Origin of the sequence: Lentzea sp. DG1S-22, from assembly GCF_036321065.1 — a bacterium.
Lineage (GTDB): Bacteria > Actinomycetota > Actinomycetes > Mycobacteriales > Pseudonocardiaceae > Lentzea > Lentzea jiangxiensis.
In genome coordinates this window covers 1,899,972-1,911,656 of record NZ_CP143276.1, presented here as the reverse complement: position 1 = coordinate 1,911,656, position 11,685 = coordinate 1,899,972, and the positions used below count along the sequence as shown (strand labels likewise).

At 66.8% G+C, this 11,685-nt stretch carries 11 protein-coding genes; 8 read left to right on the top strand and 3 right to left on the bottom strand.

What is annotated here, in order from left to right:
• Window positions 1–2: 2 nt before the first annotated feature.
• Window positions 3–215 (top strand): MbtH family protein, encoded by a 213-nt coding sequence (locus tag V1227_RS08495; protein WP_329791963.1) that lies wholly within the window; start codon window positions 3–5, stop codon window positions 213–215.
• A 68-nt stretch (window positions 216–283) separates the two neighbouring features.
• Window positions 284–1,798, top strand: coding sequence for an amino acid adenylation domain-containing protein (locus V1227_RS08490; protein WP_329791962.1), 1,515 nt, complete (start codon window positions 284–286; stop codon window positions 1,796–1,798).
• Between the two features lie 77 nt (window positions 1,799–1,875).
• Here V1227_RS08490 and V1227_RS08485 read toward each other — a convergent pair whose 3' ends face one another.
• Window positions 1,876–3,633, bottom strand: coding sequence for a non-ribosomal peptide synthetase (locus tag V1227_RS08485; protein ID WP_329791961.1), 1,758 nt, complete (start codon window positions 3,631–3,633; stop codon window positions 1,876–1,878).
• A gap of 227 nt (window positions 3,634–3,860) precedes the next feature.
• Here V1227_RS08485 and V1227_RS08480 point away from each other — a divergent pair, with 227 nt between their 5' ends.
• Entirely contained in the window at window positions 3,861–5,450 is a 1,590-nt protein-coding gene (locus V1227_RS08480) for a (2,3-dihydroxybenzoyl)adenylate synthase (RefSeq protein ID WP_329793979.1), read from the top strand.
• A 17-nt stretch (window positions 5,451–5,467) separates the two neighbouring features.
• Window positions 5,468–5,938, top strand: a complete 471-nt coding sequence (locus V1227_RS08475; protein WP_329791960.1) for a hypothetical protein — start codon at window positions 5,468–5,470, stop codon at window positions 5,936–5,938.
• A 27-nt stretch (window positions 5,939–5,965) separates the two neighbouring features.
• Here the strand turns inward: V1227_RS08475 and V1227_RS08470 are convergent, their stop codons facing one another.
• The gene (locus V1227_RS08470; RefSeq protein WP_329791959.1) at window positions 5,966–7,177 is read right to left on the bottom strand and encodes a cytochrome P450; all 1,212 of its coding nucleotides are present in this window, start codon (window positions 7,175–7,177) and stop codon (window positions 5,966–5,968) included.
• Window positions 7,178–7,464: 287 nt separating this feature from the next.
• Between V1227_RS08470 and V1227_RS08465 the strand changes: the two genes are divergently transcribed.
• Genes V1227_RS08465 through V1227_RS08450 form a run of 4 tightly spaced genes read left to right on the top strand, consistent with a single transcriptional unit; the run spans window position 7,465 to window position 11,067 of the window.
• Window positions 7,465–8,268, top strand: a complete 804-nt coding sequence (locus V1227_RS08465) for a thioesterase II family protein (RefSeq protein WP_329791958.1) — start codon at window positions 7,465–7,467, stop codon at window positions 8,266–8,268.
• A complete protein-coding gene (locus tag V1227_RS08460) occupies window positions 8,261–9,031 on the top strand; it encodes an SDR family NAD(P)-dependent oxidoreductase (RefSeq protein WP_329791957.1) in 771 nt (256 codons plus the stop codon). The genes V1227_RS08465 and V1227_RS08460 overlap by 8 nt, the downstream gene beginning before the upstream one ends.
• A 45-nt stretch (window positions 9,032–9,076) precedes the next feature.
• Complete coding sequence (locus V1227_RS08455; RefSeq protein ID WP_329791956.1) at window positions 9,077–10,339, top strand: pyridoxal phosphate-dependent aminotransferase; 1,263 nt, start codon at window positions 9,077–9,079, stop codon at window positions 10,337–10,339.
• A complete protein-coding gene (locus tag V1227_RS08450; RefSeq protein ID WP_329791955.1) occupies window positions 10,339–11,067 on the top strand; it encodes a tryptophan 2,3-dioxygenase family protein in 729 nt (242 codons plus the stop codon). The genes V1227_RS08455 and V1227_RS08450 overlap by 1 nt, the downstream gene beginning before the upstream one ends.
• A gap of 74 nt (window positions 11,068–11,141) precedes the next feature.
• On the opposite strand, the gene V1227_RS08445 is transcribed toward V1227_RS08450, so the two are convergent.
• Window positions 11,142–11,495, bottom strand: a complete 354-nt coding sequence (locus tag V1227_RS08445) for a winged helix-turn-helix domain-containing protein (RefSeq protein ID WP_329791954.1) — start codon at window positions 11,493–11,495, stop codon at window positions 11,142–11,144.
• Window positions 11,496–11,685: the final 190 nt, after the last annotated feature.

The window sequence follows — 11,685 nt, the reverse complement described above, 5'->3', positions numbered from 1 at the left end:
CGGTGAGCACCAATCCGTTCGACGACGAAAACGGCCGCTTCTACGTCGTGGTCAATGCGGAGGACCAACACTCGTTGTGGCCGTCGTTCGCCGAAGTGCCTGCCGGATGGCGGGTGGTGTTCGGCGAAGACAGCCGCGCGAACTGCCTCGACTACGTCGAGCAGCACTGGACCGACATGCGTCCCCGGAGCCTCCGCGAGGCCATGTCCGCCTGAACCCCTGGGCCTGGTGCGACGACCACGCACCAGGCCCGGCCCGCCTGACGAGCAATCGAGGAGTGTTGATGGACGACGTGCGCGACCGGCTGTTGCCATTGGACGCGCTGCCCGTACTGGACCTGTCGGGTGCCGAGGCGGAGGAGGCAGCGCGGATCTCCCGCGAGCACAACATGATCCGCGGTCACCCCGTGGACTGGTCGGTCTCCGTGATCGGCTTGGTGGAGAGGTTCGCGGCGGAGCGCGACAGGCCTGCCGTGATCGACGCCGACGGCGAGGTGTCGTACGCCGAGCTGGCGGCGCGATCCCGCAGGCTGGCCGGCTTGCTGCACAAGTCGGGCGTGCGGGAGAACCAGGTCGTGGCCGTCGGTGGAGAACGTGGAGCTACTGTGGTCGCCGCGTTCTTGGCTCTGGAACTGCTTGGCGCGGTGTACGTGCCTGCCGACAGCAACTGGCCCGCCGCGCGCGTGCGTGACGTGCTCGAGCAGTCCGGTGCGGTACTCCTGCTCAACGTCGACACGGGTGAATCGGCTCCTGCGCTGGCCGAGGGCGCCGCCGCGGCGGGCTGTCCGGTAGTACGGGCCGTCGCCGCCGGGCAGTGTGCGCCCTGGCCGGAGCCTCCCAGGAACGAGTCGCCCGCCCGACCGAGGTACGTACTGTTCACTTCCGGGTCCACTGGCAAGCCCAAGGGTGCGGTGATCGAGCACCAGGGCATGATCAACCATCTGTACTGCAAGGTGGTCGACCTCGAGATGACCGAGGACGACGTCGTCGCACAGTCATCACCCCTCGGCTTCGATGTCTCGGTATGGCAAATGCTGTGCGGGCTGGTAGCCGGAGGCCGGGTGGTGGTGCTTCCCGACGACATCGCGTTCGACCCGGTCGCCACCGCCCGCGCGATCGACGATCACGGCATCACCGTCTACGAGCTGGTGCCGACCATGCTCCGGCACATGGTCCACGATCTGGCCGGTCACCAGGACACTCTGCGGTCTTTGCGCTGGATGATCTCCAATGGTGAGGAGCTGCCCACCCAGCTCGCTCGTCAGTGGATCCAGGCTCGCCCGCACATCCCCCTGATCAACGCCTACGGCCCCACCGAGTGCTCGGACGATGTCACACACCACGTCGTCGACGTGGAGGAGCTGGCGCGGATGCGGCTACCGATCGGATCGCCGATCATCAACACCCGCCTGTACGTGCTGCGTCAGGAGGACGATGGTTGGACGGCGTGCCCACCCGGTGAGGTCGGCGAGCTGTTCATCGGCGGGATCTGCGTAGGCCGCGGTTACCTCGGCAACCCGGAACGCACGCGGGACGCGTTCTTCCGCGACCCGTTCGGCGACACCGCGTCCGGGCGCTTGTACCGCACCGGTGACGCGGTGAAGCTCGTCGAGCCGGTTAACCCGGCACGGGGCAAGCACACCCTGGAATACGTCGGCAGGGTCGACCGGCAGGTCAAGATCGCTGGTGCGCGGATCGAGCTCGGGGAGATCGAGGCGGTGCTGCAGCGTCATCCCGGTGTCGCCGCAGCCGCGGTCGTGGTGCACGAGATGGCCGTTCCGCACACAGCCGGGCGATAGAACCCGCTCCGCATACGGATCAGCCGCTGACCACTCGAGTGGTCAGCGGCTGATCCGTGTCGGCGGTGGACGACAGCTCAGCGGACGGAACTCATTGAAGCCCGCACCACGGACGCGAGCTCGGACAACGTGCTGGTCTCGAACATCGCCCTCATCGGCACGACGACTCCCAATTCGTCACGGAGCCGACCAGCGAGCCGGGTTGCCAGCACGGAGTGGCCGCCGAGATCGAAGAAGTTGTCGCTGGGCTTGGCCTCCGGCACAGACAAGATGTCCTTGACCAGATAGCACAACGTGCGTTCTACCAGGGTCGTGGCACCGGCCTCGCCGGTCTCCGGCCGCTCATCGGGACGTGCCGCCGACCTGGCGAGCTTCCGCAGCGCCTCACGGTCGATCTTGCCGTTGGCGGTGACCGGAAGTTCGGTCAGCAGGTGCACGGAGGAGGGCACCATATGATCGGGCAGGGTCTGCGCTGCGTGGGCGCGCAGTTCGGCGCCGGAGATCTGCGCGCCGTCGAGGATGCTGACGAAGGCGGTCAACCGAGCACTTTCGAGGTCTCCCACCACCACCGCAGCAGCGACGTCGACGGCAGGATGGGCGGTGAGGCATGCTTCGACCTCACCCAGTTCGACGCGGAAACCACGGATCTTGACCTGTCCGTCGCCGCGACCGGAGAACACCAGCTGGCCATCGTCGCGGCGGTGGCCGCGGTCTCCGGACCGGTACATCCGGGCGCCAGGCGGACCGGAGGGATCGGGCACGAACCTGGTGGCGGTGAGGCCCGGCATGTTGAGGTAGCCACGAGCCAGTCCGTTGCCTGCCAGGTACAGCTCACCGTCGGCACCGTCGTCGACCAGACGCAGTCGCTCGTCACGGATCTGCACGGTGTTTCCCTGCCACGGCGTACCGATGGTGATCTCGTCGGAAGTGGTGACAGGACCCGCGATTGTGGATCCGACGGTAGTTTCCGTTGGGCCGTAACCATTGTACATCCGGCGCCCCGGAGACCACTTCTCCACCAACGCTCTGGTGCACGCATCGCCGGTGGACATCACGGTGCCGCCGACGAGCACACCCTCCTGGTCTGTGGCGCTCAAGGCGACCGGGGGCAGCACGGCGTGCGTGATCGCGTGACGGTGCAGCGTTTCGTGCAGCGGCGGGCCGGGCAGCAGTTCGTCCGATGGAGCCATGACGAGTGTGGCGCCGGAAAGCAGCGCCGCCGACCAGTCCCAGAACGCCGCGTCGAAGCTGATCGACGCCCACTGGAGCACCCGGTCACCGGGGCGAGGAGCGATGGTGGCGGCCTGGGCGGCCACGATGTCGGCGACGCCGGTGTGCGTCACCGCCACACCCTTTGGCGTTCCCGTCGAACCAGATGTGTAGATGACGTACATCAGGTGCTCTGGCAGGAGAGGTGCCCGGCGGCAGGTGTCGGTCAGGTCGTGGCCGGCGTGGCGCGCAATGTCACGAACCGTCTCCGGGGCGTCCACGACCAGTTCTGCCACCGGCACACCGAGGTCGGGCACCACGGTCTCGGACCGGATCAGAAACAGTGGCCGGGTGTCCTGGACCATGTGTGCCAGCCTTTTGGCGGGGTACTGCGGATCCAGCGGGAGGTAGGCACCTCCCGCCTTCAGCACGGCCAGCAGCACGACGATCAACTCGTCGGACTTCGGCATCGACACCGCCACGGCGGTGTCGGGGGCGACGCCGCGCTCGACCAGCACCCTCGCCAACCGATTGGCACGGGTGTTCAGCTCGGCGTAGGTCGTGACGCGGTTGCCGTATACCACCGCTGGGTCGTCTCCCGCGCGGACGGCGATGGACTCGAACAACTCCGGAACGGTGGGCACTGTGCTCACTCCGTCCTCTCGATACCGGGTACGAGGCGTCGGCGCCGGCCGCTCTGCGGACAGAACCTAGCCGGGTCCGTGATCCCACTCACCGGTGCTGTCGTATCTCTGTCACCGTTGCGGCCCACGCCTCGCGACATGGATCACGCTGGTATTCCGGCGCGTGTTCGCCGTGCCGTTCAGTTCACCGACCTCTTGGAGTGACACCGATGCTCGAAGGGTGTGTGCCCTGGCCCGAGGAAGTGGCGGCGCTCTACCGCAGGGAGGGCTACTGGCTGGGCCGGCCGCTGGGAGATCTGCTTGACGAGGCTTGTGCCAGGAACACCGGCAAGATCGCCCTCGTGTGCGGCGCACAGCGCATGACCTACACCGAACTGTCCAAGCTGTCCGCGGCACTGGCCGGCGGCCTGCTTCGCCGGGGTATCAAGCCGCTGGACCGCGTTGTCGTCCAACTGCCCAACATCCCCGAGTTTGTCGTACTCGTCTTCGCACTGCTGAAGATCGGCGCCATTCCCGTCATGGCGCTGCCGGGGCACCGCAAGGTCGAGCTTACCCACCTGTGCGCACACTCCCGGGCGGTGGCACTCGTCGTGGCGGATCGGGTCAGGGGCTTCGACCATCGCGCCCTGGCACGTGAGGTGGCAGACGAGGTGTCCACCGTGGAGCAGGTGGTGGTGGTCGGCGAACCCGAAGAGTTCACCGCCTTGGCCGACCTGTACCGGCCCGGCGGGAAGCTGCCGGTCGTGGATCCCTCTCAGCCGGCGTTGTTCCTGTTGTCCGGTGGCACGACCGGTCTGCCCAAGCTCATTCCGCGGACGCACGACGACTACGCCTATAACATGCGAGCTACCGCAGAAGCGCTCGGTTTCGGCGCGGATGACGTGTACCTGGCGGTGAACCCCGTGGGGCACAACTCTGCGCTGGGATGTCCCGGCGTCTTGGGTGCGCTGTTGGCTGGCGGTACTGCAGTGCTGACCTCCAGCGTGCGGCCCGACGAGATCTTCCCGTTGCTGCAGCGCGAACGGGTCACGCTGACCACGCTGGTGCCGCCCGTGGTGCGACTGTGGATCGACGCCGCACACAAGTCCGCTGCGCGGTTCCCGGATCTCTTGCTGCAGGTGGGCAGTTCCAAGTTCGATCCGGCACGCGCGGCGGAAGTGCACAACAGCCTCGGTGCAGGCCTTACCCAGTGGTTCGGTGTGGGGGAGGGCTTACTGACTTATACACGCCTGGACGATCCGGATGAGATCGTCGTCAGCACGGAGGGACGCCCGATGGCCGAACACGACGAAATCCTCGTCGTCGACGCCGACGGCCGGTCCGTACCCGATGGAGCCGAGGGAGAGTTGTTGGTGCGCGGCCCTTACACGATCCGCGGCTACTACCGCGCCGAGCAACAGAACGAGCGCGCGTTCACACCGGACGGCTACTTCCGCACCGGGGACATGGTCCGTCGTCGGCCGGACGGCAACATCGTCGTGGTCGGCCGCATCAAGGACATCATCAACCGCGGTGGCGAGAAGGTGCCTGCGGAGGAGGTGGAGGAGCACCTGCTCACCCATCACGCGGTGCGCGACGCGGCAGTGGTCGGTGTGGACGACGCCGTGTTGGGGGAGAAGAGCATCGCGTTCGTCATCCTGCGCGACGAGCACCAGGTGAAGCCGGCGAGCATGAAGGCGTTCCTGCGTGAACGAGGCCTGGCCACCTACAAGATCCCGGACAAGGTGGTGTCCGTCGATGAGTTCCCACGTACTGCGGTCGGCAAGGTCGACAAGGTCGCGCTGCGCATGTCGGTGTGAAGATCAGAGGAGACGCGATGGCCCGTATCCCGGATTGCCCGTTGGGCCGCACCGTTGACGCCGTGGGTGGCTGGTGGGCGCTGGAAGTCCTGCATGAGGTCTTCGATGGCCACTCCCATGCGAGTGCGGTCGCGAAGAACTTAGGTCTGCCTTTCGCAGTGGCGGCCGAACGCCTCGCCGCCTTGGTCGCCGCCGAACTCCTGTGCTGCGACGACCAGGGCGACCACGAACCAACGGCGGCAGGACTCGCGCTGCGCCCACTGTTGCTGGTGATGGCGGCATGGGGTAACCGCGACCTCGCGCCTCAAGAGCGCAGCCTGATGCTGGTGGATCCGGCGACGGGGCGGGAAGTCGACCCGGTCGTGGTCGACTCCCTCACCGGAGAGCCCCTGACATCCGGGCGATGCGTGTTCGTCGCGGGACCTGCCGCGAGCCGGCAGATTCGTGCGCGCTACCCCGATCAGACAGAGCGCCTCACCATCCACTGACACCGTGATGTCCACCCTCGTCGGGCATCACGGTGTGAAGGTGACGGGTAGGGAGCTGTGCCCATTGAGAAAGTTCGAGTAGACACGCTTGGGCTTGCCCGTCAACTCGATGCGGGACACGGTGCGGGCCAGTGCGGTCAGCAACGCCCGCAGCTCCGCCCGGCCCAGGTAGGCACCGAGACAAAAGTGCGGCCCGTGGCCGAACGACACGTGCTTGTTCGGATTGCGCCTCACATGGAACTTTTCCGGCGTATCGAACGCGCGCTCGTCGAAGTTCGCCGACACATTCCACATGGTCACGACATCACCGGCCCGCACCGACCGCCCGTGCAGCTCGAAGTCCGCGGTGGCGGTACGCGCGAAGTGCAGTGCCGGCGTGGCCCACCTCAGCACCTCCTCGACCGCGGTGTCCACATCGACGTCACCAGCGCGCACAGCCTGCCACTGGTCGGGGAAGTCCGCGAACGCCTTGATCGCGCAGATCGCCGAGACCCGCGAGGACTCGTCGCCGCCGAGAATCAGGCTGTAGCAGTTCAGCGCAACGTCGTCGATGGACAGCGGCTCACCGTCGACGATCGCCGTCGCGATCATGCTGACGACGTCGTCACCGGGGTGGACGCGGCGGTGCGCGGCGAGATCGGAGAAGTACAGCAAGATCTCGTTGCGCGCCTCCAACGCTGCCAGAGGATCGACATCGGCCTCGTCGGACGACAGCGCGTTCTTGTTCCAGCGCAACAGGTCCGAGCGATCGGCTGACGGAATCGAGAGGAGGTCGCAGATCGTGCTCATCGGAATGTGCTCAGCCACTTCGGTGGCGAAATCGAAGCTGCCTGAACGGGTGACTCGGTCAACCAGCTCGTCCGCGCGGCGCTGGACGCGTAGGGCCACCTCACCGAGTACTCGAGGAGAGAATGCTCGCAACATCAGGTTGCGCAACTCACGGTGCCGTGGACGATCGGTGACCGCGAGCATCCGTCCGCCGGCGGAATCACCGCCGCGCATCAACACGTCCAAGACGGTGCCGCGGGCGGAACTGAGCTTCGTCGCGTCCAAGTAGGCGGCCAGCACGTCGGCGTGCCGCGAGATCACCCAGAAACCGGGGCAGTTCCAACGGCTTTCATGCCAGAAGACGGGATTCCGGTCGCGCACCTCAGCCCAGAACTGCTGCAGGTCGTTGTGCACGAACGTCGTGGGGTCGGTGAGGTCGAATGCGGTGAAGCCGGCGGTAGGCGTGCTCATCGACGACTCCTTTCGTGCGTGATGCGGCGAAGCGTTGTGCGAGTAGAACATCTGTCCATGCGAGGCATCGTCACAGACCGCTGCGTGCACTCCGGCCGCATCTGGCGCAGTTCTGTCGAGGCGTGATGCTGATCCGTCCGACGGGCGGGAGATTAGGACCGAGACGAACGAGGACGCGTGGCGCCACCCGTTGCGGCGGACGGCGCCTCGCACACAGTCTGGTCGAGGCGGAGGTCATGGTCCCAACCGCTCAAGGCAGTACCGGACGCGGATGTTGGCTGCGCACTGTGCAGTCCTCGGGCACCCCGGACGTCCGCGTCGTCTGTTTCCCGCACTCCGGCGGTTCCGCACGGAGCTTCGCCGCTTGGGCGGAGTACGTGCCGCCGCACACCGAACTGGTCGGCGTGCAATACCCAGGTCGAGGTGACCGTTTCGCGGAGGCCCCCGCGCACGATGTCCGGCAAATGGCAGCGGGGATCGCGACGGAACTTCTTCGCGGAGACACCGGAAAGCTGGTGTTCTTCGGACACAGTCTCGGCGCTCTGGTCGCCTACGAGACCGCGGTGATGCTGCGTGACGCCGGAGCACCGCCTCAGCTGCTGATGGTCTCCGGATCACCCGCTCCGCATCGCGCCGGCGGAGGAACCACGCACCAGCTCGACGACGAAGCGCTGTGGGCGACGGTGTGCGCCCTCGGCGGTGTAGAGCCTGCTGTGGCCGACGATCCCGAGTTACGCGACATTCTGCTGCCGACATTGCGGGCGGACATCCGCGCCAGCGAACTGTACGCGCCGAAAGCCGTCACGCCTGCCCTGTCGTGTCCTATCCGTTGCTACCACGGGGTCGGAGATCCCCTGGTGGACCGTGCGGAGCTGGGACAGTGGTCGGCCTACACGACGGCCAGGTTCAGTGTCCGAAGCAGGGACGGCGCGCACTTCCACGTGTGGGTCGATCCCGCAGAACTCGTAGCCGATGTCCTGGAGGACACGCGCCCCGCCGGGCACGCGACCGCTTCGCCGTCTGCCAAGGTGACGCGGATCGAGACCGCGTACGCAAGAAGGCGACGCACCGAGGTGACCGATCGTGGTTGAGATCATGGCGGAGGGGCGGGGGAACGCCGACCGCACCATCATCGTGACGGGGGCCGGCACCGGGATGGGACGCGCGGTCGCCGATCACCTGCTGAAGCTCGGCGCGAATGTGACCGTCGTCGGACGACGTGAAGCACCCTTGCGTGAGTTGAGCGACTGCCGCGATGATCGCGTCGAGGCGGTCGTCGTCGACATCACCCGGCCCGGCGCACCCGAGCACGTCGTTGCGACCGCAGTCGCTCGTTTCGGCACGGTGCACGGTCTGGTCAACAACGCGGGTCTGGCACGCTTCGCGCCGCTCGACGAGGCGTCGGACACGGACTTCGAGCGGCTGCTGGCGACCAACGTCCGTGCTCCTGCCGCCCTGATCCGAGCTGCGCTTCCGCACCTGCGGCGTGAGCGCGGTGCGGTGGTGAATGTGTCGTCCGTCGGCGGGGCACTGGCCATGCCGGGGCGCTCCTTCTACGGCGCCAGCAAGGCGGCACTCAATAGCCTGACCCGATCGCTTGCCAGGGAACTGGCGCCCGACGTGAGAGTCAACGCCATTCTGCCAGGACCGGTTGACACGCCGATGTGGAGCGACATGGGGCTCGACGGGGAACACGCCGACTCGTTGCGTTCGTCGTTGCTCACAGCGACTCCCATGGGCCGGTTCGGCGAACCAGACGAGGTCGCCAAGTGGATCTGCTGCCTGCTTGACCCCGGCTTCGCCGGCTGGATCACCGGGGCACTCATCCCCGTCGACGGCGGTCGCACTTCGTGATGCGCCCGACGCGGGCGAAATCCTCATGATCGAAACGGAGGTGTCATGACCACCCGAAGCGTTAATCCGGACCTGCTGGCCCGGACGTCCATCGCCTCGACGATCCCGTCATCGGAACTGCACCGCGTCTTCCGTGATGCAGACGACCACGAGCGCGCCACCGGTGCGCCGGTGACCAAGCTCCACGTCGGTGAACCGTACTTCACCCCGCCCCCCGAAGTCGGCAGGGCGCTCGCGCACGCGGTCGAGCGCGGGCTTACCGGTTACACGGCGGTCGAAGGACTGCCGGAGCTGCGCGAGGCACTGGCCGCGAAGCTCGCTGCGGAGAACGGTGTGGACACCGATCCGTCGCGGTTGTTCGTCACTCCGGGGTCCTGTCAGGGGCTCGCCGCCCTGATGCAGGCGGTGGCCGAACCGGGTGCGGAAATCTTGCTGCCGGAGCTGCACTGGCCGATCCACCTCCAGCAGGCGATCCTCGCCGGGCTCCGCCCGGTTTTCTATCCGCTGGATCGGAACTATCGGCCGGATCCCGACACGGTGCTGGCGGCCGCGACGCCCGGCACCAGGCTGCTGCTGCTCAACTCGCCGGCCAATCCCACCGGTGCTGTCCTCGACATCGCGACCCAGCGAGCGCTGCTCGACCTGGCACGCGGACGGGGCTGGCAGATCATCAGCGACGAGGCTTACGAGCATTTCGTCTTCGAGGGCGAGCACGTGTCGATCGCGTCGCTGGAACGTGACGTGCCGGTGCCGGAGCGGATCGTGCACAGCGTTCACACGTTCTCCAAAAGCCTCGCGATGACCGGCTACCGGCTGGGCTACCTGAGCACCGCCGACGAACGCACCGCGAAAGCCCTGAGGATCGTGCAGGAGGCCAACCTCATCGCGATGTCGACGCCCGTGCAGTACGCGGGTCTGGAGGCATTGCGGCTCAATCACGTGGTGCGGGACAACCACCACATGGTGCTGACCAACCGCAACACAGCGCTGCCCGCGGTTCGCGACGCGGGCCTGCTGCCGGAGCTCCCGGCAGGGGGTTGGTACGCGGTGCTCGACGTCGCACCGACCGGGTTGACCGCCGAGGAGTTCGCCGCCGACCTGCTCGCCGTGAAGAACGTCGCGGTCGTACCCGGCACCGGCTTCGCGCTGACGCCCCGCCTGGACGCCAGAGGCCGAGTGACGTCGGCAGAACCGGCACCCTGGTCCCGTCACCTCATCCGAATCGCCATGTGCGTGGAACCTCACGTGCTGAGGCACGGCGTGAAAGAGCTGCTGGACTTCGCGCACGAACGCGGTGGAGCTGCCTGATGACGACCTTGACCTACTCGGACTACCTCCAGGTGGAAACCCTGCTGTCTCTCCAGGAGACCCGCAGTCCGGACACCGCCAGCCAGGCGGTGGTGCTGGCCGAGCACTTCTTCATCGTCACCCACCAGTCCTGCGAGTTGTGGCTTAAGCAGATCACCATCGACCTCGACGCCGCCGCGAAGGCGATGATGCCTCCCCACGGCCCCGACGACGACGAACTGGCGCTGGAGTTCCTGCAACGTTCCGCCGAGCTCCTGCGTGTTCTGCACGACCAGCTGATCGCGCTGGAAAAGCTGCCGCTTCGCCACTTCGCCGAGTTCCGACCGTTCCTCGACGGCGCCAGCGGCGCCCAGTCGGCGCAGTTCCGCCTGCTGGCACGACTGCTCGGCGGCGACCGACAAGAGGGCCGCCTGTATCAGGCGTTCGAGATGTTGGCCATGCACAGGGAGATCACCGTGTCGGACATCTGCGCCCTGGGGCCGGCCGCCGGGGTGCTCAACCGGATTGCCGACGCCCTGATGGACGTGGCGAATGGCTACTGGCGCTGGAAGATGACACATCTGGCACTGGTGTCGAAGATGGTGGGCAACCGCGGTGGTACTGGTGGCAGCAGCGGGGTCGAGTATCTGGCTCGCCGCGTCACTCTGCCGTTCCCCAGACTGCGGCTGTTGCGGGCGCAGGTGCACGACACGTTGCTGTCGGAGAGCCCGTCTGCCGGCTCAGAATGAGGGCGTTGGCCTGCACGACGCGACCCAACCCGTTTGCGGGAGGTGGGACGCGTGGGTGCGCCCCACCTCCCGGATCACGCGCTCTGTTCCCGGGCCGCAGGTTCCAGCACGTACCCGCGCCCCCACACGGTCCGGACCGAAAGTCCGACTTCAGCCAGGCGTTTCCTCAGCCGCATGATCAGCAGGTCAAGCGAGTTGCGCGTCGGACTGAAGTCCCGCCGCGCCAGCTGTGTCTCCAGCTGCTCACGAGAGACCACCTGGGCGAAGCGAGCGATGAACAGGTCCAGCAGTGCGGCCTGCGCATCAGAGACGGTGACCGACGTGGAGTTGTAGTACAGGGTGCCCGTATCGTCGAGTAGAGGAGACTTGGTGCGACGGATCCTGTTGCGCAGTGCGGTGATCCGTGCCTCTAGGTCCAACTTGGACACAGGCGCCCTGACCCAGTCCTCCCTCGGGTCGACGCAGACAGGCGGGTTCGCACCGCCCTCCACCACGAGCAGGCACGCGACTCCTTCGTCTCTACACCGACTGCGCAGTCCCGCCTCGGCAGGCCATCGTACGAACCTGACGTCCTTCTGCGCGTTCGACAACACCGCAAACCCCCGACAGCTGTCAGTG

Coding starts and splice junctions, on each gene's coding strand:
- V1227_RS08470 (WP_329791959.1), bottom strand. CDS start 7,177: ATGAGCACGCCTACCGCCGGCTTCACCGCATTCGACCTCACCGACCCC.
- V1227_RS08455 (WP_329791956.1), top strand. CDS start 9,077: ATGACCACCCGAAGCGTTAATCCGGACCTGCTGGCCCGGACGTCCATC.
- V1227_RS08480 (WP_329793979.1), top strand. CDS start 3,861: ATGCTCGAAGGGTGTGTGCCCTGGCCCGAGGAAGTGGCGGCGCTCTAC.
- V1227_RS08475 (WP_329791960.1), top strand. CDS start 5,468: ATGGCCCGTATCCCGGATTGCCCGTTGGGCCGCACCGTTGACGCCGTG.
- V1227_RS08450 (WP_329791955.1), top strand. CDS start 10,339: ATGACGACCTTGACCTACTCGGACTACCTCCAGGTGGAAACCCTGCTG.
- V1227_RS08490 (WP_329791962.1), top strand. CDS start 284: ATGGACGACGTGCGCGACCGGCTGTTGCCATTGGACGCGCTGCCCGTA.